Source organism: uncultured Marinobacter sp. (assembly GCF_947488835.1).
In the GTDB taxonomy this organism is placed as follows: domain Bacteria; phylum Pseudomonadota; class Gammaproteobacteria; order Pseudomonadales; family Oleiphilaceae; genus Marinobacter.
This window is the reverse complement of the sequence record NZ_CANLBK010000002.1, coordinates 531,710-557,853: the sequence shown is the minus strand read 5'-3', so window position 1 is coordinate 557,853 and position 26,144 is coordinate 531,710. Positions and strand designations below refer to the sequence as shown.

Sequence of the window (26,144 nt, the reverse complement as noted above, 5' to 3'; positions counted from 1 at the left end):
CAATATCTTTAACCGCCGTCTCCAAACGAAACAGTCTACTACAGAAGACGAGGCGCCCGAACCTTGACACCCAACACCCAAACCGCCACATTCCCCACCACCCCAAATCCAGACAAAACCATACCCAAACATGCTTCTCTACATAGCTGAAAAACCCAGCCTTGGCAGAGCCATTGCCGCCGCCCTCCCCGGCCCCTACCAAAAAGGCCAGGGCTGGATACGCTGTGGCAACGGCAGTGAGGCTGCAACTGTAAGCTGGTGCATTGGCCACCTGTTGGAGCCCGCCGAGCCGGCTAGCTACAACCCGGCGTGGAAAACATGGCGTCAGCACGACCTCCCCATGTTCCCGGACAAATGGCAGCTAACCCCAAAAGACAGCGTGCGCCACCAACTAAACGCACTGGAGTCACTGATTCGGCAAGCAAAGACAATCGTCCATGCCGGAGACCCGGACAGAGAAGGCCAACTGCTGGTTGATGAGGTAATACGCTATTTCGGAACCCAGGCCCCCGTAAAACGCATACTCATCAATGATCTGACACCTGCAGCAGTGGCCAAAGCCATACAGCGCCCCAGAGACAACCTGGAATTTCGCAGGCTGTCCCACTCTGCCCTCGCCCGGCAGCGAGCCGACTGGCTCTACGGCATCAACCTTACCCGTTTTTACACCCTGAACTACCAGCAGCAGGGCCAAAAAGGCGTCTACTCCGTGGGCCGGGTACAAACTCCGGTGCTGGGCCTGGTGGTGGAGCGCGATAACACCATCGAGAACTTCGAACCCAAGCCCTACTTCCCCATTGAGGCTCGATTCACAGCCCAGGAAGAAGAGGCTGACCAACGGCCCTTCACCGCCAAATGGCTGCCGGACGAACAATTCCAGGATCATCTGGACGAAGAAAACCGCCTGCTGGATCGCGCCACCGCCGAGCAGATTGCCGCCAGTATTCACAACCGGCCAGGCTCCATATTGGAATCCCGCTTCCGCGACCGTTCAGAAACACCGCCCCTGCCCTTATCTCTCTCGGCTCTTCAAATTGAGGCGGGGCGCCTGTTCCGCATGGGGGCCAAAGACGTGCTGGACACAGCGCAGAGTCTTTACGAGCGGCACCAGTTGATCACCTACCCCCGATCAGACTCCCGATACCTGCCGGAAGGCCACTTTGCCCAGCGTGAGCAAGTCACCGGTGCCATTACCCGAATCTCGCCTGATCTTGCAGATGCCTGTACCAAAGCCGACTTCAGCCGCAAAACAGCCGCGTGGAACGACAAAAAGGTCGATGCCCACCACGCCATCATTCCAACCAGTCGCACGGCATCCAACGGCAAGCTTGGTGACGGCGAACAGAAGATCTATGGGCTTATCAGCCGCTACTATTTGATGCAGTTCTTTGCCGATACCATACACCGCGAAGGCCAACTTACTGTGCGGGTATCAGAACACCGATTCCGCGCATCAGAAACAGCCGTGCTTGAACCCGGCTGGAAAGTTCTGGAGCTAAAACTCCGGGAAAATAAAAAGGAACCCGCTAAAGCACCACTGCCACGCCTGAGCCAAGGCGAACCCGTATTCTGCGAAGACAGCACCGTACTCCAGCGGAAGACCAAGCCACCCCAGTACTTTACCGATGCCACGTTGCTCTCGGCGATGACGAACATTGCTCGATTTGTAACCGACCCCGAACTTCGCAAAACCCTGCGAGAAACTGACGGATTGGGCACTGAAGCAACTCGAGCGAACATAATCGACACTCTGTTCAAACGGGACTACCTGTATCGGGATAGCCGACATATTCGCGCCACCGACAAAGGTAAAACGCTGATCAGCGCACTGCCACAAACGGTCAGCACACCGGACAGAACTGCTGTCTGGGAAGCAACACTGGAAAGTATCCGCAGGGGCGAGGACGACCCCCGAAAGTTCCTGGACACGCTGAAGGCCGAGATACGCCGCTTCATTGGCACCACGGTGGATGCGCCAGGTTCAGACTCCAAATCCAAAGCACCCAACTGCCCAAAATGTCGCACGCCAATGGCCGAGAGAGATGGAAAATTTGGTCGTTTCTTTGCCTGCACTCGTTACCCGGACTGCCGAGGCACACGCCCGATTGAAGATGCGACTCCGCAAGACGGTACCGGGCAGAAACCCATACCCTGCCCGCACTGCTTTTCCCCCCTGGTCAGAAGAAAAGGGAAAAAAGGCTGGTTCTGGGGCTGCAGTAATTTTCCTGCCTGCCGACAAACGGTAGACGACGACAACGGAAAGCCTGCAATTCCTTTACGCAAGGCTACATAACGACACTGAATACATTGCTGCAATTTGTGATAATCGACTGATACAACACCACTTATCCCGGGAGAAGCGTAATGCGCATCGCTCTGCTTGAAGACCAACAAGAACAGGCGCAGCACATACAGTCAATTTTGTTTGAGCACGGGCACGACTGCGACAGCTTTCCTACAGGCCAAAGCTTTATCAGCGCAGCGCTGCACCGCAGCTATGACCTGATGATTCTGGACTGGCAGATTCCCGACATGACCGGCATCGACGTGCTCAAGAGCGTAAGAGCACAGATTAACTGGCCAATTCCCGTGGTGTTTCTCACCCAGCGCGACAGCGAAGCCGATATTGTTGAAGCTCTGGATGCTGGCGCAGACGATTTTATTGCAAAGCCCGCACGGGCTGCGGAATTAGTGGCTCGCATTAACGCCTTAGCACGCCGCGCCAATCCATACAGTGAAAAAGAAGTGCTGGTATATGGGCCTTTTGAAGTCAATACGCAGCACAGAACCATTGCCCTTCATGGTGAAGAGCTGACTTTGACCGACAAAGATTTCGACCTGACATTATTCCTTTTTCAGAACCAGGGCCGCCTGCTCACCCGTGAAGTTCTTCTGGAGCGAGTTTGGGGCTTGGCGCGAGACATCAATACGCGAACGGTAGACACTCACATGAGCCGTCTAAGGCGCAGGTTGGGTTTGAATCCGGAAAACGGGTTCCGCATCAAAACAATTTACCAACGCGGTTATCGCCTTGAAGCTATGAAAGCTGAGGCAACCATTGAAGAATGATTGAATACCCTGTGCCTTTTCTCACTAAAGCATTTCTGGTGCTGGCTTTACTGGCATTAGGCGCCCCTGTGAGCGCAGAACTTTCACTCACTCGTGGCTCAGCAACAACCATCGCGAATTCCTCCAGCCAAACCGGGCCTGAGTGGCTTTATACTCTGAAGGCAGGCGAGAGTTTTACAGAAGTCGCCAGCGATCTTCTGATTAAAAGCCACAGTGCAGGTCGACTGCTTCAGTACAACGCTATCGAAAATGCCGCCATGCTTGGAGAAGGCGACCGCATTCGCATTCCCTTATCCTGGCTAAAAAGACAACCCAATCCCGCTCGTGTCACCTCGGTTTCTGGCAGCGTTCAGCTGATATCGGGCATTGATGGCCGTAAAAAGCCGCTGATAGAAGACGCTCTAATACGGGTAGGCGATGAAGTGCTTTCCGCCGCTGGTGCTGCAACCATTGCACTGGCAGATGGCTCAGAAGTGCGCATCTCCCCGGATTCCAGGCTGATTTTCAACCAGTTAACCCAGTACGGTAAATCCGGCATGGTTGATACACGGCTTAGATTGAACCATGGAGAAGTGCACACTCGGGTAAAGCCCGTCATTGAAGGTGGTGCTCGCTTCGAAATCGAAACGCCTTCTGCCGTAGCGGCCGTACGCGGTACCGCATTTTCGCTACAAACCGGGCCGGAAGGCACCCGTTTGCAGGTTACCGAGGGCGTTGTTGAATTTGGGGCCCCTAACCGGTCTCATCAAATTCCTGCAGGCTACAGCGCAACGGTTGCCAGCAATAGCAGTAGCAAACTGAACATACGGAGGATGCCAGCAGCCCCCGAAATTAACCCGCTCCCATTGGTACTCAAACAACTCCCGGCTGAAATGACCTGGAAATCAGGCCAAACTGCCAAGTATCGCCTGGATATATTCGAAACAGAAAGCGGACGCTGGGTCGAAAGCCGTGAAGTCGGCGGAAACCGTTTCGACATCAGCCGCCTGGATAACGGTCAGTATGTTGTGCATTTAGCGGCACTTGATCCGCAAGGCATGGCCGGCATGCCCGGAATCGTCCCCTTAGAGGTCGATTTGCAAGCTCGCACCGCCAGTCTGATCACGCCTGAAAACGGCGGCAGTGTGAACGATGACATGCCGGAGTTCCGCTGGGCACTAAACGGTGAGAACGAGGTGGCACGGGTTGAAATCGCTGAGGATGACGCGTTCCGCAACCTGGTCGCAAGCAGCGAATGGGCACCAGGAACCGCTGCGTTGCCCTCCCGCCCATTAAGCCCCGGCCAGTATTATTGGCGCGTAGTAACAGAGGCCGGCGGAAACTCAGTAGCAACCACCCAACCCAGAAAACTAATCGTAAACGGCACGCTCCCACCGGTGCGAATCATCAGCATAAATTACATCGACAGCCAGGTGCGCGTGTTCTGGGAAAAGGTCGATACGGCGGCCAATTACCGCTTACAGCTGGCAGAAGAGCCCGGTTTTAACGACATAATTAAAGAAGCTACACTACCAGACACTACAGCAGCCTTGCGTCTTATTCCCGGAAGGCGGTATTTTGTGCGCCTGAAAGCACTTTCTGATGGCCCACTACAGAGCCGCTGGGGACCAGGGAGGGAACTGTACCTGGAATAAATCCAAACATTTAACATGCAAAGCAGGACTCATGAACCGGGATTGGTTGCCAATTAAGACGACTCCATGGACGCTCGGCCTGTCACTCCTGCTCCTGTTTTTGTTCGCCGAAACAACGGAGTTGCCCCAACGCATTGATTACTGGCTCCTGGACTCTGCCCTTCTCGCCAGCCCTGCTTCTATTTCCCCAGACATAGCTATTGTCGCCATTGACGACCACAGCCTTGCCCAACAAGGCCGCTGGCCTTGGCCAAGAGACACCCACGCCGACCTTATAAGGAAGCTTCACCAAGCCGGCGCAAACACCATTGTGTTCGACGTACTGTTCATAGAGCCCTCCCCAGACGATGGGGACCTAGGCAGTGCCATGCAGGCCCATGGCAAGGTAATACTGCCGATTCATCTGGCACCTTCGAGTTCTCGTCTTTTACTCAGCGAACAGCTTCCTCCTGGCAACCTGATCTCTGCGGCGGCTAGCCTTGGCCATGCCCATGTAGAACTGGACCACGATGGCATTGCCAGAGGCCTCTACCTGTTTAATGGCATGGGGCGACAACTCTGGCCCAGCCTCGCACTCGCAGCGTCAGGTGTCGCTCCCCGACAACCTGACACCCAAGGACTACCTGCATTTGTAAACGTGCGGGACGACTATCGAATCGTTCCCCTTGCAGGTGGAGCCGGCACCTTACCTACATACTCCTACAGCGACGTACTTAGTAATCCTCCCGCAACCGATGCATTCCGTGGCAAAACGGTCTTTGTCGGAGCCACGGCAGCAGGCCTGGGAGACATTTTACCGACACCCTTCTCCGGTTTAAGCCAGCCGATGTCAGGCGTGGAGTTTCATGCAAACACATTTTCTGCTATCAATCAGCGCTTGCTGATTATTACAGCCCCGAAATGGGTTGGCCTTGCTCTGGCGATAATCACACTTACAACCTTGGCCTTGCTATTACCCCGAATTCGCCCTGCGCGCACGCTGCCCGCATGCCTCATGGCCAGCGGTGCAGTTATTGGCATCTATCTGGTCATGCTTAGCGTATTCCAGGTCAGGCTGTTAGTTGCTCAGGCGTTGATCATTCCTCTATTTGCGTTTCCGATAGCCAGCGGCTTGCGACTGGCCATGGCCAACCAGTTTCTGAACCGGCAACTTGATGAACTGGTGCGCAGCCCCAGGGTCGCCTTACCGGAGCCGTCGAAACGCCCGGCAACCCAGCTTCTTGAGCACTTCCAGGCGCTGTTCCAACCCCAGAGCTGGCTGCTAATGGAAGCCCACAATATTATCTCTCTGCAAAACCTGAAGCCGTCCGACGTTCCTGAAAACCTGGAGTCAGGACTTTGGCACCACAATGGCAATCAAAGCTGGATACAGCTTTACCGTGGCAACAATTACTACACGTTAGGATTCACACTCCCCAACGACCTGAGTCGTGAGGTGATACAGCGCTATCTGCGCCGCCTAAAGCTCTCCGACATGGCCCCAGCCGTAATAAAGCCAAAACCCAGTGAAAACATATCAGCCCGCATTGAGCGCGTTAAAGTAGCGACCGATCGCCTGAACCGCATTCAAGAATTCATCAGGCGCAGCTTCGAGCACATGCCCGATGGCATCATCGTAACCGACGAACTTGGCATAATCCGGTTTGCCAACGGCCACATTGAAAAGTGGTTCAGAGAGCCCATGCCAAGCTTGGGTGGACTACCTCTGACACGGCTTCTTGAAGGCCACGATCCGCGTGAAACACCACCGTGGCATGAGACCGTTTCCGAAACGCTGACGCTACTTCAAAGCCGGACCGTGGAACTCAAAATCCATGGGAAAAACTTTCTGATCCACTTCGCACCCTTTGCGCTTCCCGATAGCGTGCAATACGGGATCATTGCCAACATATCCGACATATCCGAATTGCGGGAACAGCAGCGCCAACACAGAGAAGCCATCGACTTTATATCCCACGATGTACGCTCGCCCCTTGTGTCGCAACTGGCTCTTATCGAGCAACTGAAGCGCGACCCGACTCATATTGATCAAAGCCAGCTAGAGCAATTAGGCCGCCTTGCAAGGCGAAGTTACCACTTGGCTGAAGAGTTTGTTCAACTGGCACGTGCCGAACAACTTACCGAAACCCGATTTTATGAATGCGAGTTTCTGGCCATAGTAGAAAACGCCCGCGACAGTGTCAGCGAGCAGGCTGTAGAAAAACGAATTTCACTGCAACTGCAAGGGACAGAGGATCTATGGCTGAGAGGCAATGCAGAACTGCTTGAAAGGGCTGTTATTAACCTGCTAACCAACGCCGTGCAATACAGCCCGAATGGCTCAGCAGTCAGCCTTCAGGTATTTAGAGCCGGGCATGAGGCCTGCCTGACCATTGCTGACGAAGGCGCTGGTATCGATCCTGAAGAGCTGCCCTTCTTGTTTGACCGCTACCGGCGCCAAAAAAGCAGCGAACTGGCAGGCATCCACGGAACCGGTCTGGGGCTTTCGTTTGTAAAAACCGTGGTAGAAAAACACCGTGGCGAGATATACGTTGTGTCCAGCCCCGGGGAAGGCTCAGCTTTCACGCTAAAACTACCCATTGCCGATCCCTTGTTATAAGCCCTGTGAGCCAGGGCCTATGAGCAGCCATCCGATCACCCCTTTTCTTCAGGATTTGATTTCCTTGTTAACAAGTGCAGAAGGTGCACTCAACAACCCATTACTGTCCTGAACCAGAATCGTGAAGTACCAGACGCCTGTGCCTAGTCCACTCACCTTGTGCGTCATGTGCGCATCCACCTGGGCATCCGCAATAACAATTTCATGATCCAGAGCGTCTGCATTTTGGCCATACTGAATAATGTACTTGTCTAGCTCGGCCATTTTGATACCTTCCCCGTTCACGCGACTATCGGGGGCGCTCCAGCTCAACACTGCGGCCTTCTCAATTCCTGGAGAGGCAGGCTCATTGCCGGAACCTACGGATCCTGACCCCGAAGACTCACCACCACCACACCCAACAAGCAAAACTCCTACAGAAAACGCGGCGATCCATGCCTGTGACATTTTAATGACGCGTTTCATATCTCTTTACCACCAATATATCGTCGTGTTTGTTAAATTGTACAAAACGCGGACGATTATCGATGAGAAACTTATCACTCCCGCAGTATTAAATTCGTCAATATTCCGTCACAAAATCGTGAGGATACGATCAAGTTGCCGAGCGCCCTTGATTGCCCAGGCGATCTTTTGCTCGATACGTTGAATAGAAGGTTTCACAGGGGGGGGAGAAATATTAACTGATAATTGGGGGTTGAATTCGGGTATAAAAAAGACTTGAAGGTAGGGGCGTGGATAGTGTGAGGAGAGTGCCAGACAAGGGCCCCGACGGGGCCCTTGTCACAGGATCAGTAGCCGGTGCTCCAACCCTGCGGTACTGCACCTTCGCGGATTCTCTGAGGATGGTCGCCGACATCAACGCGAGCAACTTCTTCAGCGCGCTCGATGTTGATTACAGACATCTGATCAGTACCACTCCAGGATACGAAGCAATTTTCTCCCGATTTGTCCCGGGTGATCCAGTAAGGTTTCTCCCCAAGCCCCTCAAGAAGCTCAAACTCGAAGGTTTCACGGTCAACAATAGCCACGTAATCGCTCATGGTCCCAGCTACGCATAGCTTTTCATCGTTGCCGCCCATAGAAATGCCATGGTGTGCCGAATCATTTACGTAGCGTTCAACGGGAAGGTTGGGCACCAGATTAGGCAACTCGGCCACGCGAGTAATCTGGTCGTTCTCCATATCGTATTCCACGAAACCATGGAGGAAGGAAAGCTGAAAGTAGAAGAACTTTTCATCTTCGGTGTGTGCCATCGGGCGAATTGCCGGGCTCATGCCGGGGTAACCGGCTTCTGCCAGCTTATCGCTGATATCGAAGCTTTTAATCTCTTCAAGCGTGTCGGCGTTAACAACCTTGAAGATGCGATTTCCTTTGATATCCCTGAGCGCACCCCTGTCGGCCAGTGTGAATACGTGGCCAATGCTGGCGTGATAGATTTTCTTGCCATCCTTGGAGTAAACGTTTTCGTGGGGTGAATCTCCTGTAGGAAACCGCCCCCGCTCTTTGCCGGTAAGAACGTCCAGTATATGTACAACTTTGCCAGTGGAAGCAGATACTGCAACTTCAGTCCCATCAGGCGACAAGGCCATGTGATCCGAACGATACCCTTCAACTTCAAAGCGCCAGACAATCCTGTTGGTTGCGATATCTATGGCAACCACATCCGCAAAGCTGGGGCGGGAGACGATAAGCAATTTTCCGTCACGGGTGCTGTACATATCGTCCACATACTGATCGTTACCTTCACCGATCAGATGACGCACAACCTGGAAGAAAAACAGCTTATCCGGGCGCCAGATTATTTCCCGCAGCCGCTTTCTTCGATCAGGAATGCCATTTATACGGCCGATTCTTTCATAGGTTTCGGCATCAATAACATCGATCATGCCCTCCCAGTTGTTGCCGACAAATACTGCCTCACGTGCATTGCCTTCAGTCCCGGCAAGCACATTGAATGACAGCGTAATGACTAGTAAGAGAGAAACTCTGATTGGTCTCACGATTCAGTCCCTTTTTGTAGTTGTTGGTTTGATCCAGCCCAACCACTGCGAGACAATTCATCTATCCCGGTCGGCGCCAAACTGTAGCAACGCCAAAAAGTATCGTGCATGGCAGAAATGACGCAGGCCCGGGCTTCTGAGCCAGCGTCGTTTTTATAGACACTTAAAGGAGTCGGCCGTCAGGCCAAGGGCAACTTTGAAAGCGGTAGATTCCGCCGCACCAGATGCTCCTGCATCACCGCCAGTTCTTCGCTCGCCATATGTTCTGCTATGGCCAGAAGCTCCCCGGTTGCACGGCCTTTCAGCCTTTTCAGTGCGACGGACTGATTACGATGCACTTTTGGTTGGTTAAATGGTGTGTGCCTGCCAAGCTCACGCCAGTCGGCGGGCACAAGCGTGCTGCCTTTGCCCTGATCGAGTGCGAGGGACTGGCCGGATGGGTCGAAATCGAAAAACCACGCCAGTTTGTCTGCGGGCTGATGGCTGACTATCTCCGCAACAGAGCGAACATTTTCCCGATGCCCACGGTACAGAATGATTGCGTTGGCAAGGGAATCCGGCAGCTTGATATCCGCCCAGTAAGGCATCAAACCACCATTTTCGATGATGACCAAATTCTGGGTTTGAAGGTGTTCAAGGTCCAGGCAGTCCGGTCGCACGCTGAGCACACTTCCCGAAGGAGTTGAGGCATTTTTGCCGTTCACCTTTACAATTGCAGCACCGGCGGTCGCCAATACAAGCAGCTCACCGAAGACCGAATCCGGGCTGAGCTTTTCGCTGGCGTCGTGGTGGGCCATCGCCATGCGGCCGCCAGCGCGGGAGTCATATTGCGGGTCTAACCCATGCTCGGCTTTGGCGTATTCTCGTAACCTCTGCCGCTCTTCCGGGGTGAAGTGAATTTCCTTGCCAACAACCTGCCCTACACCCGTCTCTGCGCATATCTGATCCCAGACTTTGCCGCGTCTAACGTTGGCTTTTCCAGTCCTTAGCAGGCGCTCAATCGCTGCGATTTCAGCCAGCATTGTTATGCCTTAGGGTGAGATCAGAAACCATCACATTGTCGGGATAGATGCGGTGTGGCATCTGATGGTAGATCACCTCAATATACTGCTGATCCCCGTCAGACAAGGATTCGACTTCTGAAACAATGGCTTGCAGCCAATCGGCTTTGTCTATCTCCAGACCGGTGCTGGCAAGCGCCTCAGAAGCAAGAATACTCCGTTCGCCCAGAGCGCCATCGACCACCAACTGAATCAATTCCTCAATGGCTTCTTCTACCGGGTCGTCTTCCTCAACTTCGACTTCACCTGCCACGTCAAAGTTGACTGTAGCCACACCATCGGGGACTGGCTTATCTTCTATCTCAACAGGGATTGTACGGGCCTTTGCTGCAATCTCTATCAGCTCCAGATCGTCAGCCGAATCATAAATATCGCCAAAGCCCTTTATCTGAAACGGCTTCACCGTATTTAGAAACTCTGGGACATACCTCAAGTCCAGATGGTCTATGGAGGGTTCGAATCCGCGGTTGTTAATAAAGTGCGCTTCGAAGGCTCCCACCATTCGGCTTAGCCGTTGATCCTCGCGCATGCGCACCAGCATTTTGCGCAGCTGGTTAAGGGCATAGGAAAGGTTCTTCTGTGAGGATTCCAAGGTGGCCGGCAAATGCCGCAACAACAGTCGCTTCAAGAAGGCATCAGAACCTGCTTGCTCCGCCAGCTCCCGAATACGAAAGCTTTCAAACAAGGTAATGAGGCGACCAGCACGCTCGATTACCCGCTCGTTTTCACGAATGCGCAATTGCAGATCAGTGATGTAAGCGAAGCCGGTATTGATGTAGGTGGCGAAGGCCTCCGTAGCGTTTCGGATGTCCTCAATTACATCCGAAAGGCATTCCTTGATCTCACCTTCCAGCCGATCAATATCACTCAGGGCAGATCGCTTCTTTGCTTCTTTGTATTCCAGAAACAGCTCACTGAGTTGCTGCCAAAGAATATCCACCTGGACATTGGCGTAACGGCGCCGCTCAGACTCGGTGATGTGATCAAGAAACTGAACCAGCACCTTCTTCAACTGCAGATCTTCGTTGTCACCAATCCGCCAAACCAGGCGGTGGTGCTCAAGTGTTTCGATCAGGCCAAGGTTGTCATCGGAATCGGGCACCCGGTTGCCGTTTCGCAGGTGCGCCTCAAGAATGGCCTCACCATACTTTGCCAGTGCGCGAAGCGTCCCGTGGGCATCATGAGCGCGAGCCATCAGTGCAGCCTCATTTGCTCGGAATCCGTGTCATCCGATCCGTGAATGCCTTCGTGGGTCTGTATAAATGTCATGGCATCATACAGCCAGCTCCAACGGCCAGTGGCTCTGAAAAGGCTGCCGCTGGTACCTACCGACTTCAGGTACCCCATCTTCTCCAGGCTGGAGAGCACAGCACGAATCTGGCCGGCCGAGTCTGCGCGCTTGGTGTGAAACACTTTTTTCTCAGCCAGCGATCTCAGTTTCGATTCCAATGCAGGCGCAGCCGCAATACGATCCAATATGGCGCCTTCAGACAGCTTGTCGCCGGGTAAAATCGGGCGGTCGTTTGCCTCCAGCATCATCACAAGCCGCAGAAACTGCACAAAGGCTTCAAGGTTGTTGGCAACATCCCGGAACTGGTGGCGAATCGCATCTTTGGTGTCAGAATCGGAGGTGTCCAAATATGCGCAAACGAAGGCGTCGTGAGCGCTGGTCTGACGAAGCGTACGGTTTATCTGTGCCAAGAAACGATTCACAGAGTCCTGATTGGCGGGCATAAGCAGGTAGTTGTACAGCTCATCATCACTGACTTCACAGATAACCCGCTCCTGAAGCAAGGCCGTTACGGTTCGCTCGAACAACGGACTACTCATGGCTTGCCACCTCTTCTGTTGCTTTCTCATCCTGGCTCACACTGGAGAACATCTCCGCGTGTTTTCCTTCAATCCCGGAGGATTCATAGGTGTGAATCCGTCCCTGCTTGAGGGAGATCTTATTCTCAAAGAACTTCCTCAAACTTCTGTCCAACTTCGGGCAGGCAGAAATCATAGTCAGATTGTTGGCCTCTAACATATCCGCCAGATGAGAGATGTTGTTGGGGCTGAGCGTGCCCAATTCATCAATGGGCCATGTAATTCGCGTGCTTAAATCTGGGCACAGGTAACGGGTGAGTCCCATGAACACGGTCATTATCGCCAGATAGGTCAGGCCGGTTGAACTGGCCGACAGGAAATCAGCATCGGTACGGATCACTACCTGACGATCGTTTTCTTTCATTTCCAAACGCATGTCGATCATCGACTCGACACTGTCTTTTACCTTGGCGTCACTGAGTGTGTCAGTAACCAATTTAAAGCGCCGCAGAATGGCATCGCTCGGCAGAGAGCGCCGATTCATTTGAATCCAGCTTTGCCATTGATCCACAAACTCTTTCAACGGCTGCCAGGTTTCGTCTTCGTAGATTCTGGGTTCGAGCACAACCTGTATATCGCTCAGGCTTTCAATTTGCTGGTCGGTATTAATCTTCCTTTTCAAAAGACCGGAAACCGCCTTCACTTCTCTGGCCATGACTTCCAGGCTGTCGAAATACTTCACCAAACTGCCGGCTTCAGACACAAACTGATCAATCAGTGCATCCCGGAGCTGGGGTATATCGGTATCCAATAGCTCTCGTAGATCCGGAACCCGCGCCAGCTTGAAGCTTTCCTCATGATCCAGCACCTCCCCCGTCATCTGTCCGCGCCGATAGGCTGACAGCTTCTGCCATGCCTGCTGGATTTGGGTGTTGTCGTAGCGGTTCAGGATTGCCGTAGCCTGATCGAAAGTGCCCACCACTTCTCTGCGTAATTGCTCCAGATTTTGGTAAGCACCCTGAAGCTCCTGGGTAAGATCGGCCATATTGCCCGGAAAGCCTTCGGAGAACGTATTGCTTTGGAAGTGCTTGAGCACCGCATCTGCCGCTTCCGTTTGATCTCGCAGATTTTTGATTGCCGCTAGATGCTCAGCAATAGACACCTTCAGCTTGCTGTCCTGCTCTTTCCATGAGCGCTCCGCTTGCTCCCGGGTACGGGCGGCAGCCTCACACTTTGCCTTGGCCTGATTGGCTTGCTCAGTGAGCACCTCAACCTTGCACCACTCCTGCTCGCGCCATTTGCGATAGCCGCGTACAAGATCCTCAGACGCCACAATGTTTTCGACAGTTTCTTTGAGCTTGGCTAACGCCTCCCGCGCCCGTTGAACTTCCTTCGGGTCAATGCCCTCTTCTGAAAGGCGCTGATCGTATACCTGCCGTTTACTCTTGAGCCGTGCTTTGTGGTCGGATTCTGCCGAAGCTATGAGCTCGCTTTGGTGATCTATGCTGGATTGCAGCTCAGACTCTTTCTCCGCCCAATGAGCACGCATATCCAGCACTTGCTGCTGAAAGCCCGACTCAATCTCTCGCACGCCTTCACCCGTTTGCTCATCGAAGGCCTGAAGCTTGCTCTGCACAGCATCAAGCTCTTTGGTGACCTTTGCTATCCGGGCAGCCTGTGCTTCTTTAACACGCTGACGTACGTTAGCTAGTTTGTTCTGCGCGTTATCACGAGCACGTTTGAAAAGTGAAAACTCGGTTTCCAGCCGATCGGCAGCTGCGGCACGTTCCTTGTAGGTCTCATGCCTGCGCTGAGCCTCGCGTTCGGTTTCCGCCCGCTGTTTGATTGCAGTCTGGCGTTCCGCATCTATGCTTCTGCTGCTTTCCTGCAAGGCTTCTTCGGAGGCTGCAAAATCCGGAATTGGCAAGGAATCCAGTGCAAGCTGCCAGCCCATTACCGCTGTGCTGTTCGCCTCATGATCGCGGGTAGGCGCAAGGTCTTTTCTGTGCAGTAGATCTGGATTAACGACCTTCGCCAAGTGGTTGCCCCACTCAGGGTCCTGAGCGCGTAGATGCGATAACCAGGTACCGTCTTCAGGGGCGATCTGCCGTTGCAGTTCGTTAAACATGCCTTCCAGCGCCTGGACTTTATCATCCATGTGCTGAACCTGTTCCTGAGCTGTTTTCCAGTCCCGGTCTGCCTGATCTCTTTTACGCCCAGCTTCTAACCGATTTTCGTGGGCCAGTGACACCTGCTCCGATGCGTCTTCTGCGGCCTGCTCCGCAACTGCAGTGTCCTGCTGCTCCGTTTCCGTTTGCCCCGGATTTTCCCTCAGTGCTAACAAACGTGCCTGCTCACTCGTTAGTTCCGAGCGCTCCTCTGAACGGCTGCCCTTGTACTCAGATACATCAGTAATCTGGCTTGTTTTGATGGAATTCAGTTTCAGGTCATACGCATGCTTTGCTGAGGTAAGTGCATCAGCGGCTTCCCTTAAACGTTGCTGGCGCTGGGTCTGCTGCTTCTCATGCTCGCGCTGGATGCTCTGCTTTTCCTGCTCGTACTCGCCCTCAATCGCAGAGGCTTTACCCGTCAGGCTGTCGTAATCTGCTTGCGCTGTAGCCAGGCGCTGCCGGTAGTCGGCGAGATTATCGAAACTCTGAGCCAGTTCTGAGAGACCATCCGCTTCGTACCGGTCATTCTGCTTGTGTAAGGCTGCAACTTGCCCATCCAGGGAGTCAAACTCGGCATTGTGATCAGTAACCTGGCGGGCAAGTTGGCGATCGTTATCTTCAAACTCTGCTCTTCGATGACTTCTCTCTACCTCAAACCGCTCCTTCTGCTCACCTAGTTCACTGGTTTTCTCTCGGGCTTCATCGACAGACGCATGTAAGTTGGCAACGGTTTTATCCGCCTGTTCAAGTATCGCCCTACGCTCTGCGTCCTTTCTCAGACATTCACGAATTTTTGCTTCCTCACCCGAAAAGGCAGAAAGGCTCTGTATATCCGCTATCAGGTCTTTGCGATCAATGGCTCGAGGCTTGGCGTGTTGGTGGATATTCTCAAACTGGGTTTCGCAGATCATGGTCTTGAAACTGCTAAGCAGCCGGTGCTTGTTCAACACCACATGGGTCAAGCGCTCAATGTTGGTCATCTGGGTGTCGCTGTCACCCAGGCCATGCTCGGCCGCCAGAGCGCGGAGCGCTCGTGCATCCGAAGGCAACCGTTTCAGCAGCTTTTGATTACGCTGAATAATCGCCCGGTAACTGGTGATCGTATCGATCATTTTCGAAGGGTTAATACCCCGGCTACGGAGCGCTGCAAACACGTCGTCTGCACTGGCTCCTGCTTGAAGCAACTCCTTCACCTCTGGCGAGAAAAAGGTGTCCTCGGCGGACCCGGCCACAAACCGATAGCAGGGTTTTCCCTGTGCATGGCGATACATAACGGCACAGTGGAGGCCCGTGCTTCGCCGGTACTCAAAAATAATGAGGCTTTGGAAAGTGGGCAGATAGTAGTCCAGAAAGGACAGCTTGCCCGATGCCTTGGTAACAATGCGCTCAGGCTCTTCGCCAAAAAACGCTGGTATAAGCGCCAAGACAGAGGTTTTACCGGCCCCGTTCACGCCACCCAGATGGGTTCGTTCGCGGCAGTCGATTTTGATGGTTCGCCCCTTCACTTGTTTGAAGGAGTGATGCAGGATGATGCTTTCTAATCCGTAGCTAACAGTCTCACCAGACAAACTGATTTCCCCGTAACGGCAGGTCGTTCTTGATACCCGCAGTATACAGGGAATAGTTTCCGGACAAAGCTATGGAGCTGGTTCAAACATCACTCAGCGCCGCTGGGCATAACTTATCTACCCAACGGCTCTGGCAGGGGGTTATCAGCCTTTAAGCTTGGCGGCAATTTTTGCCACATGCTCACCTTGATGGCGAGCGATACCCAACTCACGCTCGTCTGGCTGGCGCGAGCCATCGCCACCGGCAATCGTTGAGGCGCCGTAAGGAGTACCACCACCCACTTGTGAGACATCAAACAACGCTGGCGTGGTGTAGCCGATTGGCACGATAACCATGCCGTGGTGTGCCAGAGTGGTCCAGGTAGATGTGATTGTCATTTCCTGACCACCACCGGTGCCGGTTGATGTGAACACACTGGCTACCTTGCCTGCCAGTGCTCCCTTGGCCCAAAGACCACCGGTCTGGTCGAAGAAGGTACGCACCTGACCAGCCATGTTGCCAAAGCGGGTGGGCGTGCCGACGATGATGGCGTCGTAATCTGCCAATTCTGCTGGAGTTGCAACTGCAGCTTCCTGATCAACCTTGCCGCCAGCCGCTTTGAAGGCTTCTGCATCCATGGTTTCCGGAACACGCTTTACTGTCACTTCCGCTCCTGAAACGCCACGAGCGCCTTCTGCAACCGCTTTTGCCATGGTTTCGATATGGCCATACATTGAATAATAAAGAACCAGGATTTTTGTCATCTCTATTTCCTTTTGCTGTTTGGCTTATGTATACACTTCTGCTCTCAGAGAAAGCGAGGAGCGGGCAAGAACTCACTAAATGTAGTTGCCCTGCCCGCATCCAACAAACTGGCCTGCTTGCTTAGGCCACATCTACCAGAACGATTTCGCTATCTTCCAACGCCTTCACGTTCAGCAATTCTTCATCGCTAACCGCAACGCCATCACCGGCAGACGCTACCACTCCATTCACTTCAATCTTGCCGGTAGCCGGTACCAAATACACCTTACGCCCTGGGGCGATGTGATATTCAGTAGCCTCGCCTGATGCCAGTGTTGCTGCCGCCATGCGAGCATCCGTACGAATTGGCAGAGCTTCATCGTCACCGGGCATACCGCTCGCCAGGGTTACAAACGAACCGCTGCGCTCACCCTTGGGGAAAGGCTTGGTGCCCCAAGTGGGTGGTAAACCTACCTCGTTGGGCATAATCCAGATCTGGAAGAGCTGGGTTGCCACGTCTTCTTCATTCATCTCACTGTGGGCGATGCCTGTTCCTGCACTCATCACCTGCACATCACCAGCCTCTGTACGGCCCTTGTTGCCAAGGCTGTCCTGGTGCGTAATGGCACCTTCACGGACGTAGGTGATGATTTCCATATCCCGGTGCGGATGGCGTGGAAAGCCAGAGCGCGGGGCAATGGTGTCATCATTCCATACCCTGAGGTTTCCCCAGTGCATGCGATTGGGATCGTAGTATTCGGCGAATGAAAAGTGGTGGCGAGTATCCAACCAACCATGATGGGCACCGCCGAGTTCACTGTGGGGTCTAAGTTCAATCATTGTAAGATCTCCTGCTTCGTGTCATTCGTGACGGTTAACATTTTCGCCTTAAGGGATCAGGACAATTTTTTCAGCCCCACCCTCATTTACCTTGTGGTAAGCCGCAACAGCTTCCGAGAGCGGCAACTCGGTAAAGTCTTCCGGTATTGGTAACGCACCTTCAAATGCTGCACTAATCTGCTCAAACATGGTGGCGCACTCTTCCAGGCTGTATAGCAGCGAGTTGATACCGATGACCGAACCACCCCGGCGGTACAGGTCAAGGATAGGCATGCTAATCAGCCCGTCCACTGGCGCTGCGATAACCGCGATACGCCCGAATGCAGCCAGGGTATTCACCGCCGCTGGCAACCAGTAGCCTGTGGTATCGAAAATCACCTCAGGCGCCTGCTGCTGGAAATGCATCTGTGCCTGCTCTGGTAACTGCTCCGCCTCCGGCAACTGAAAAGCCTCAACACCTTTCGCTCTCAGTTCTTGTACGGCATCGGCTCGGCGCGCGGCCATCACCACTTCAGCACCTCTTGCCTTAGCCAGCGCTTGCGCTGCCTTTGCTACGGCTCCGGCACCAATGATCAGGAACCGGGTGCCCGCTTTAACCTGGCTACGCTCCAGGGCATCCCACGCCGTAATGTATGGAACACCGAAGGTTGCCGCCTGAGCAAAGCTCAGTGATTCCGGCTTTGGCGCTACTGCATTCACCGGCACAACCACATACTGAGCATGACAACCGTCTTGGGTGAAACTGAAACCTTTCCCGGTGCCACCCCAAACCGCTTTACCCAGAAGCTCTTCTGGCCCCTCCACAACAACACCTGAGAAGTCCCTACCGGGAATACGCGGCGTTGCGGTGTAAGGAAAGCGACCGAGAACGTTTTTCAGATCGCTGGGGTTCAGGCCAGCAGCCCGAACCTCAACCAGAACCTCACCGGTACCAGCTACCGGCTTGGGCAGATCAATTACTTGCAGCGAATCGAGTGAGCCGGTTGCTGAAAACTGTAGAGCTTGCATAATCGACCTCGACAACAAAATTTAAAGTTGTGCCTTATCGGCGGGTGCCACCAAACCGTTCCAGCAGCAGGTTATCCACTGCAAACCGACCACCGCCCTGGATAGCAAGAGCCAGCGCCACTACGAACAAGGTCAGGCCGAACTCGTAACCATTGTTGGCCATAAACAAGCCGTTACCAATGTGCACGGCGAAAATGGCAACCAACATGGCAAACGCAATGACTACTGCAGCTGGGCGCGTCAGCAGACCCAATACCAAAGCCAAGCCTCCGAAGAACTCAGCACCACCAGCCATCAGAGCCATCAGATAACCAGGCTCCAAACCAATGCTGGCCATCCACTGACCAGTTCCTTCAAGACCATAGCCGCCAAACCAGCCAAAGAGCTTCTGCGCACCGTGTGCCGCCAGGGTCAATCCAACCGGAACCCGCAATACCAGCGAAGCAAAACCGCCGTTGGAACTGAACAATGCTTGAGTAAGTTTGGAGCTCATGATGATTCCTCAAATAGTAGTCTGTTGATTTGCCCCCTGAAGCGTCGCTCCAGATGATGAGACCACTTTACTATCACCTAATAGTTAGAATAAGTGGGTATTTGTTGCATCACTATCAACACTGCGTTGATAATGATCAAAAGCCACGAAGCAGGATGAACCTATGGATCGCCTCGACGCCATGCGCGCTTTCGTTACGGTAGTTGGTGAAGGAGCCTTCACCCGCGCCGCCGAAAAGCTGGACATGTCTCCTCAGCTGGTCAGCAAATATGTATCCCAGCTGGAGGAGCACCTTGGCGTACGCCTACTGAACCGAACCACCCGACGCCTTCACCTAACAGAGGCTGGAGCGAGCTATCACCAGCGAGCACTCCAGGTGCTGCATGACATTGAAGATATGGAGTGCCTGGTTGGAGACCTGCAAACCGAAGCTCGTGGCATGCTAAGAATCAGTGCGCCTGTCTCTTTCGCCATTCGCCATATGGCACCGTTATTGAGCGAGTTCCAGAAAGCCCACCCCGGCGTAGGCATCGATTTGCAGCTGAATGACCGAAAGGTCGACCTGGTTGAAGAAGGGTTCGATGTAGTACTGCGGATCGGACACCTGAAAAGCTCCTCCCTGATTGCCAAGCGCATTGCTCCGATCAGAATGGCCGTGTGTGCGTCCCCGGATTATCTGAAACAGAATGGCACCCCCAAGCAACTGGAGGATCTGCAGGGTCACCGCTATTTGCGCTACAGCTACATAGAACTGGATTCCAGCCAGCCTCTACACCGGTGGCTGCAAAATAACGGTCAAAACGACAGCAATGGTATGACCAGCAACAACGGGGATGTGCTGGTGGAGTCGGCTATTGCAGGAGCGGGTATCGCCTTACAGCCCACGTTTATCTCTGGCCCGGCGATCAAGGAAGGCAAGCTGCAGGTCATACTGCAGGATTATGAACCTGAACCCATGGGGCTTTACGCAATGTATGCCCATCGGCAGTTGCTGGCCAGTAAGGTTCGGAGTTTTGTTGATTTTATCGATGGGTATTTCGGCGACCCGCCCTACTGGGATTGAGCTCCGCTCATCTTTGCCTTCAAACAGTGCAGAGCACCTATCGCGGTTCAGGTGGCGTCCAAACTGGAACATCCTCGGGTTTCGGCTCTTCCCATTCGCCATGCATCGCATTGCTCAGAGCGCTTTCCAGCTTCATAAACAGCTCGCCATACTGCGGGCTGAAATGAATGCCTTCTTCAATTTCCTTCCAGGCTTCGAACAATTCATCTTCATGCGCCCGCTCGTTATCAACAAAGGTCCACGTCATCTGCCTTGCCCGCAACGGATGTACACCCATGGCGGTGAGGGCATGACTGCCAAGCTCCAGGGCTGAGTAATAGGTTTCGCTGACAACATCATCTGCACCGGCCGCCCGTAATTGATAGCCATGGCCGCGATCGAACGCCCGTGCCAACACCCATACTCCGGGGAAGAACTGCTTTACATGTTCCACCATGGCCACGGTGCGCTCCCTGTCATCAATCGCCACCACCAACAAGCGAGCTTTGGCGATGCCGGATTTCTCCAACAAATCGGGCCGACTGGCATCCCCAAAGAAACTCTTGATATTGATCTGTCGTACGTTTTCAATCTGCTCAAGCTCGTGATCAAGCACTACAATAGGTACGTTATTGGCTCGCAGTAAGCGGCATACAATTTGGCCAAAACGCCCCACTCCCGCCACGATAACGGGCGCTTCTTCATCAATCGTATCGGCTTCCCGCTCATCACTTTTGGAGCGCCGGTAACGTGGCAACACAATGTAGTCGTATACGATGAACAACAAAGGGGTCAGGAACATGGAAAGCGCAACAACCAGCGACAATATCTGGGACGTTTCCAGAGGAATTACATGGCTCTGCACACTGTAGGTGAGCAGCACAAAGCCAAATTCGCCTGCTTGCGCCAGCCCAAGGGTAAACAACCAACCGTTGCTGCTGCGAATCCCGAACAACTGCGCAAGCGCAAGCAGCACCAATGCCTTGCCGGCAATAACAGCTAAACCTAAGGATACGACTGTGCCCCACTCGGCTGCCAACACATCGAAATTGATACCGGCGCCAACGGTGATAAAAAACAGGCCCAGCAATAATCCCTTAAACGGCTCAATATTGGCCTCCAACTCATGTCGAAATTCACTGTTGGCCAACACCACCCCGGCGAGAAAAGCCCCTAGGGCGGGCGACAGGTTTACCACACTCATGAGTGCCGCGATGCCAATCACCAACATCAGTGCTGTGGCCGTAAACACCTCACGCAGCCCTGACTTCACCACATAACGAAACAAGGGCCGGCTCAGGTAGTAGCCGCCGACAATAACAACCGCAACAGCCCCCACCACAACCAATGCATGCCCCCAACCAGGCAGGTGGGCAACGAGACTCAGCCCCGATTCAGAATGCGACGCAGAGCTCGCGCTTTCCCTAAGGCCGGGCAGTACCAGTAGCGGGATAAGAGCAAGCATGGGTATGACGGCTATATCCTGAAACAACAGAACCGAAAACGTGTTACGACCACCCTCCGTTTTCGACAGTCCCTTTTCATCCAGGGTCTGCAACACAATCGCCGTCGACGACAGCGCGAAAATAAGACCAATGGTGAGCGCAGTCTGCCAAACAACGCCCAGCCACCAGGCTACCGCCATACCGGCAGCGGCCGTCAGAGCCACCTGCAATCCGCCAAGCCCTAACAAACGAACCTTCATTGCCCAAAGTGCTTTTGGGTCGATCTCCATGCCTATCAGGAACAGCATCATCACCACACCAAACTCGGCAAAATGCTGAATCGTGGTAGTTTCTTGGCCGACGAGCCCCAGTACAGGCCCTATCACAACACCTGCAACCAGGTAACCGAGTACAGAGCCAAGACCAAGGCGCTTTGCCAAGGGCACCGCAATCACAGCCGCCAGTAGATAGATGAATGCCTGAATAAAATAGGAGGTCATTAGATTGGAGTCATATTTGAAAATAGGAGCAAAACTTTCCCAGGCTACTCTGCGGCGTGGTGCCTTTGTCAACAGAGTGCCAGAAAGTCAGGTTTTCGAACAATATACACACATACTTCAAACATACACATATTGCAGACTTCATTTTCGGATTCCAGCTGCCTCTGCCAGAACATTTCCCTCGTGCCCGCCTGCTAAATCGCCTTATTTTGCTGATCAATCTCTGCAGCCGTTAACCCGCGCTTCTTCGCCTTCAGGTAGCTCAGGTACGCTGGTATGTAGGTTTTACCCATGTACTTATCAAGATACGGCAGAAAGCCCGCGTAGTTACCTTTGAACTTCGCGTGGTGAAAATCGTGATAAACAGGGCCTTCGTACACAGGTAACAGGTGCACCGGGTTCCAGGGAATGTCATAGCCAATGTGACCATCCGCACCCTCAATTTGCCGAATAACCACCCAAAGCCACATAACATAGATATGTGCGCCCAAAAGAATAGGGCCTATCAGAGTGAGCGTTGCGGTTAGCGTATATTCCAGCCAATGCATGTAGTTACCGTTGATCCCACAGGTGTTGCGGACCCGGTGGTGCACACTGTGCACATTTCTTAGCAGCCACTTGTTCTCATGCATGTACCGGTGCATCCAGTAATACAGAAAATCATCCAGTAACACGAAAAACAGCAACTGCGCCAAGATCACATACCAGGCAGGCAACTCGTTTTGGTGCACGCCCGTATGTTTTAGCAACGGCCAGCTCAGCACCAGCAACGATGCGAGGATAATATTGTTAATAAGAATGCGCCCAAGGGACGGCAGCAGGAACTTTTTAACCTCAAACGGTTTCTGCTGAATTTTGTATTTTCTCAGCGAGACCGGGTCCAGCCAGGCAACGATTGTCCAAGGCGTTGCAACGAGCAAAAATGCCGCCATGCTGATGGCCAGAGTGGCCATAGGAAACTGCCAGAACCAGGGGTCGTTATAGAACCCGTCCCATAATCCAAATATATTCATCCCGACTCCAAGCCACCTGAACCCATGATCAAAATACCCATATCACAAATCAGGGTTACTTCTTTTTATGCACAGCGCCAAAGCTCAGGTCACCATAGGTAACCGTTGGCCGATATCCTGGAAAGCCCCAGTAACTGGTTAGCTCGGATGAGTTAGCCATGTTAGGGAAATCTGTATACAGCGGATGGTTACCGGCAATGGTTTTCTCAACCACCATAGAAATATATTGATCCAGCCCGCCCTCAAGGGTATTGCCGTTCAGAATCACTTCCATGCCGGTTTGCTGGGCGTATTTTTTCAAGCCAGGAATCTGTGGGGGCATCAGGAACCACATTGCAGTTCAGAAATGCGTACTTGGTGGGGTAAGGCACACGGATTAACCCCATGCTTTGATAAAATCTGGCTTGAGGTTTTGCCGGCATGTCATCGCGGAAACCGACCGCCGCTTTCCGCATCGCTTCCAGCCGGTAGTGCGCGGTATGGCACTTGCGGGCCTCTTCAAAGTGCCTGATCGGCTTGATGATGCTGCCTTCAATAGTGCTGCCTTTCAGAATACTGCCCATGTGCCGCCCGCTTATAATTGTATTGGTGTTTTTGTCGCGCTAATTGAAAAGCATCCTAGCCTGCTTTAACCTGACTTAATTGTTGGATCACGAATAAAAATTACTATAAGGCGGCAATATTGATCAGCAAGCCAAAGCGGGACACCTCGCGAAGCCACCCTCTTAACTTTGTGGTTGGAGCGTACATTCAGCCCATTCTCGTCGCTTACCTACAACAAGGCGGCCGTCTCTCCCCTCTTTCTGATGCTGCGGCTGTTAACGACTTGTGGATGATCAATCCTCCGGAAATAATCGCCGTAGAGGACTACTTCCGGCTATTTCTCAGTGCAAGTGACCTTCTTCATGATCCCCTGCTCGGCATAAAGGCGGGCCAAAGCGCAGGCTTGGAAAACTTTGATGTGCTGGGCGAAGCTCTGGCCAATTTACGCGCAAAATCTCTGACACTGGGCCACGCACTGCATCAGGTGATGACTCTTGAGCGGCTGGTGCACCGGTTGGGCACCTCTCGCATAGAATCAGTCGGCGGAAACATACGGCTAATCTGGAGGGCTCACTTCCAACAGCACAAGGCCGCCCGGTTAGTGTGCGAAAGTGTACTCGCGGGAATAATTCATCTGGCGGAACAACTGACGGGGCGATTGATACCCGTAATGGAGGTGTGCTTTGTTCACCCGAGGCCGGTCGATTATCACGAAGCAGAGTACCAGCAGGGATTTAGAGCCCAGTGCCGTTTCAGCCAGAGCGATAACAGCATTACGATCGCCGCAGACGTACTGGCCTGGCCTTTAAAAAACATCGCCCGCCCTTCCGTTGCCGACTCCGCTGTTGGGCAAGTTGTTGATCTGGTGAAAAGTCATATTGGAAAGAATCTGCTAAACAGTCCTAAGCTCCCCCAGATTTCCGCCATTCTCGGGCAAAGCGGACGCAGCTTGCAGCGACAGCTAAAGCAGCAAGGAACGAGCTATCAACAACTGTTGGCCGATGTTCGCTTACACCATGCTCAGGATTATCTAAAGTATTCAAATTTAAGCATTCTGCAAATCAGCCAGCTGCTGGGGTTCAGGGAGCAGAGTTCGTTTAACCATTTCTTTTTAAGGGGCAGTGGTATGTCTCCTAAAAAGTGGCAGGAAGTGAATAGAGGTGGGGCTGGCTGAAACCAATGGGAGCGGGGGCAGACTGTCATCAGGCGTTCATCAAGTGCGGGCAACATTAGCGCCTGTAAAGCCTGAGATTCATTAGCCGCCCCATTTTCGCGAACTGAAGCGATGCTGGGACAAAGCCCAAAAGATTCAACAGAAGGACTCTGTTATGAAGATTTTATTCGTATTGCCCCTGGCTATAGGGGCTCTCACCCTGCTATCCGGCTGCAACGACAGCGATAACAACTCGAACGCGCCCGAAGTAACACCTGCGGAAACAAGCCAACCACTGGTTCAGCTTGGGCCCAGACCTTACTTTCTGGTTAACGACATGGATGACGGTGAACTGAAGAGTGCGCTGCAGGCTTGTGAGTCTTTGCCTCCAGCCTCAAGCACCTTCTCCATTGCCCACCGGGGTGCGCCCTTGCAGTTTCCTGAACATACCCGCGAATCCTATGTTGCAGCGGCCAAAATGGGAGCAGGAATCGTTGAGTGTGATGTTGCCTTTACCAAGGATCGGCAGTTAGTTTGCCGCCACGCTCAGAACGACCTGCACACTACCACCAACATCGTGGCCGTACCCGAACTGAACGCCAAATGTACCAAGCCTTTTGTGCCAGCTAACCCAGGCGCTGGCACAAAGGCTGAGGCCGAGTGCCGCACCAGCGATATCACGCTGGCAGAGTTCAAATCGCTCCGGGGTAAAATGGATGCCTTTGACGAGAACGCCACCACGCCCGAGGAATACCTGGGCGGCACTGCTGATTGGCGAACGGATCTTTATGCCACAGAAGGCACTCTGTTAAGCCACCGCGAAAGCATCGAACTGATTAAAGGGCTGGGTCTTAAGTTCACACCTGAACTGAAAACGCCGGTGGTTGATATGCCTTTCGAGGGTGATTACACCCAAGAGGATTATGCCCGACAGATGATTAACGAATACATCGCCGCTGGCGTAAAGCCCGAGGATGTATGGCCGCAATCGTTCCTCCTGGACGATGTCGTGTTCTGGGTTAATCAAATACCTGAGTTCGGCCGCCAAGCCGTATTCCTGGATGAGAAAAGTAACGACCCGGAAAACGTATCCATGGCGTATATGGAAAGCCTCACCCAAAAAGGCGTTCCCATTCTGGCACCTGCACTCTGGAAAATGCTCACTCTTAACAGCCACCAGGAGATTGTTCCGTCAGAATACGCACTCAATGCCAAGGCTGCCGGCCTTGATTTGATTGGCTGGTCTCTTGAACGCAGTGGGCCGCTCGCTGAAGGCGGTGGCTGGTATTACCAAAGCATCAACGACGCCATTAACAATGATGGCGACATTTATACAGTGATTGATGTGTTAGCTCAGGAAGTGGGTGTTATCGGCATTTTTTCAGACTGGCCCGCAACCACAACCCACTACGCCAATTGTATGGGGCTTTAGGGTTCCAATAGTCGAACGTTCGTAATTGCAATACCAG

21 protein-coding genes are annotated in these 26,144 nt (G+C 53.2%); 7 read left to right on the top strand and 14 right to left on the bottom strand.

Annotated elements, in window-relative coordinates; genetic code table 11:
• The first annotated feature begins 130 nt into the window (after positions 1 to 130).
• From Q0824_RS11500 to Q0824_RS11485, 4 genes are all read left to right on the top strand, one after another.
• Positions 131 to 2,293, top strand: a complete 2,163-nt coding sequence (locus Q0824_RS11500) for a DNA topoisomerase III (RefSeq protein WP_298450447.1) — start codon at positions 131 to 133, stop codon at positions 2,291 to 2,293.
• Positions 2,294 to 2,364: 71 nt separating this feature from the next.
• On the top strand, positions 2,365 to 3,069 hold the full coding sequence (locus tag Q0824_RS11495) for a response regulator transcription factor (RefSeq protein ID WP_298450445.1): 705 nt from the start codon (positions 2,365 to 2,367) through the stop codon (positions 3,067 to 3,069).
• Positions 3,066 to 4,703 (top strand): FecR family protein, encoded by a 1,638-nt coding sequence (locus Q0824_RS11490; protein WP_298450444.1) that lies wholly within the window; start codon positions 3,066 to 3,068, stop codon positions 4,701 to 4,703. The genes Q0824_RS11495 and Q0824_RS11490 overlap by 4 nt, the downstream gene beginning before the upstream one ends.
• A gap of 31 nt (positions 4,704 to 4,734) precedes the next feature.
• On the top strand, positions 4,735 to 7,302 hold the full coding sequence (locus Q0824_RS11485) for a CHASE2 domain-containing protein (RefSeq protein WP_298450443.1): 2,568 nt from the start codon (positions 4,735 to 4,737) through the stop codon (positions 7,300 to 7,302).
• Between the two features lie 48 nt (positions 7,303 to 7,350).
• Here the strand turns inward: Q0824_RS11485 and Q0824_RS11480 are convergent, their stop codons facing one another.
• The 10 genes from Q0824_RS11480 to Q0824_RS11435 all read right to left on the bottom strand — a co-directional run bounded on the left by Q0824_RS11480 (position 7,351) and on the right by Q0824_RS11435 (position 18,979).
• The gene (locus Q0824_RS11480; RefSeq protein WP_298450441.1) at positions 7,351 to 7,767 is read right to left on the bottom strand and encodes a fibronectin type III domain-containing protein; all 417 of its coding nucleotides are present in this window, start codon (positions 7,765 to 7,767) and stop codon (positions 7,351 to 7,353) included.
• 326 nt (positions 7,768 to 8,093) lie between these two features.
• Positions 8,094 to 9,305: a hypothetical protein gene (locus Q0824_RS11475; protein WP_298450439.1), complete on the bottom strand. Its 1,212-nt coding sequence runs from the start codon at positions 9,303 to 9,305 to the stop codon at positions 8,094 to 8,096.
• Between the two features lie 179 nt (positions 9,306 to 9,484).
• Positions 9,485 to 10,327 (bottom strand): hypothetical protein, encoded by an 843-nt coding sequence (locus Q0824_RS11470; RefSeq protein ID WP_298450437.1) that lies wholly within the window; start codon positions 10,325 to 10,327, stop codon positions 9,485 to 9,487.
• Entirely contained in the window at positions 10,317 to 11,561 is a 1,245-nt protein-coding gene (locus Q0824_RS11465; protein WP_298450435.1) for a hypothetical protein, read from the bottom strand. The genes Q0824_RS11470 and Q0824_RS11465 overlap by 11 nt, the downstream gene beginning before the upstream one ends.
• Positions 11,561 to 12,196 (bottom strand): hypothetical protein, encoded by a 636-nt coding sequence (locus Q0824_RS11460; RefSeq protein WP_298450433.1) that lies wholly within the window; start codon positions 12,194 to 12,196, stop codon positions 11,561 to 11,563. Before Q0824_RS11460 ends, Q0824_RS11465 begins: the two co-directional genes overlap by 1 nt.
• Positions 12,189 to 15,914: an ATP-binding protein gene (locus Q0824_RS11455; RefSeq protein ID WP_298450431.1), complete on the bottom strand. Its 3,726-nt coding sequence runs from the start codon at positions 15,912 to 15,914 to the stop codon at positions 12,189 to 12,191. Before Q0824_RS11455 ends, Q0824_RS11460 begins: the two co-directional genes overlap by 8 nt.
• A gap of 144 nt (positions 15,915 to 16,058) precedes the next feature.
• The gene (wrbA, locus tag Q0824_RS11450) at positions 16,059 to 16,658 is read right to left on the bottom strand and encodes an NAD(P)H:quinone oxidoreductase (RefSeq protein WP_298450429.1); all 600 of its coding nucleotides are present in this window, start codon (positions 16,656 to 16,658) and stop codon (positions 16,059 to 16,061) included.
• A gap of 121 nt (positions 16,659 to 16,779) precedes the next feature.
• On the bottom strand, positions 16,780 to 17,478 hold the full coding sequence (locus Q0824_RS11445) for a pirin family protein (RefSeq protein ID WP_298450427.1): 699 nt from the start codon (positions 17,476 to 17,478) through the stop codon (positions 16,780 to 16,782).
• Between the two features lie 48 nt (positions 17,479 to 17,526).
• Positions 17,527 to 18,486: a zinc-binding alcohol dehydrogenase family protein gene (locus Q0824_RS11440; protein ID WP_298450425.1), complete on the bottom strand. Its 960-nt coding sequence runs from the start codon at positions 18,484 to 18,486 to the stop codon at positions 17,527 to 17,529.
• 34 nt (positions 18,487 to 18,520) lie between these two features.
• Positions 18,521 to 18,979 carry a DoxX family protein gene (locus Q0824_RS11435; protein WP_298450423.1) on the bottom strand — a complete coding sequence of 153 codons (459 nt, stop codon included), beginning with the start codon at positions 18,977 to 18,979 and terminating at the stop codon, positions 18,521 to 18,523.
• Positions 18,980 to 19,142: 163 nt separating this feature from the next.
• Here Q0824_RS11435 and Q0824_RS11430 point away from each other — a divergent pair, with 163 nt between their 5' ends.
• A complete protein-coding gene (locus Q0824_RS11430; protein ID WP_298450421.1) occupies positions 19,143 to 20,042 on the top strand; it encodes a LysR family transcriptional regulator in 900 nt (299 codons plus the stop codon).
• Between the two features lie 37 nt (positions 20,043 to 20,079).
• Here the strand turns inward: Q0824_RS11430 and Q0824_RS11425 are convergent, their stop codons facing one another.
• The 4 genes from Q0824_RS11425 to Q0824_RS11410 all read right to left on the bottom strand — a co-directional run bounded on the left by Q0824_RS11425 (position 20,080) and on the right by Q0824_RS11410 (position 23,542).
• The gene (locus Q0824_RS11425) at positions 20,080 to 21,966 is read right to left on the bottom strand and encodes a monovalent cation:proton antiporter-2 (CPA2) family protein (RefSeq protein WP_298450419.1); all 1,887 of its coding nucleotides are present in this window, start codon (positions 21,964 to 21,966) and stop codon (positions 20,080 to 20,082) included.
• Positions 21,967 to 22,160: 194 nt separating this feature from the next.
• Positions 22,161 to 22,979 (bottom strand): sterol desaturase family protein, encoded by an 819-nt coding sequence (locus tag Q0824_RS11420; RefSeq protein ID WP_298450417.1) that lies wholly within the window; start codon positions 22,977 to 22,979, stop codon positions 22,161 to 22,163.
• A 55-nt stretch (positions 22,980 to 23,034) separates the two neighbouring features.
• Entirely contained in the window at positions 23,035 to 23,253 is a 219-nt protein-coding gene (locus Q0824_RS11415; RefSeq protein ID WP_298450416.1) for a hypothetical protein, read from the bottom strand.
• Positions 23,222 to 23,542, bottom strand: coding sequence for a hypothetical protein (locus tag Q0824_RS11410; RefSeq protein ID WP_298450415.1), 321 nt, complete (start codon positions 23,540 to 23,542; stop codon positions 23,222 to 23,224). Before Q0824_RS11410 ends, Q0824_RS11415 begins: the two co-directional genes overlap by 32 nt.
• Positions 23,543 to 23,661: 119 nt before the next feature.
• On the opposite strand from Q0824_RS11410, the gene Q0824_RS11405 reads away from it, so the two are divergent.
• Positions 23,662 to 24,696, top strand: a complete 1,035-nt coding sequence (locus Q0824_RS11405; protein WP_298450413.1) for an AraC family transcriptional regulator — start codon at positions 23,662 to 23,664, stop codon at positions 24,694 to 24,696.
• Between the two features lie 154 nt (positions 24,697 to 24,850).
• Positions 24,851 to 26,107, top strand: a complete 1,257-nt coding sequence (locus Q0824_RS11400) for a glycerophosphodiester phosphodiesterase family protein (RefSeq protein WP_298450411.1) — start codon at positions 24,851 to 24,853, stop codon at positions 26,105 to 26,107.
• Positions 26,108 to 26,144: the final 37 nt, after the last annotated feature.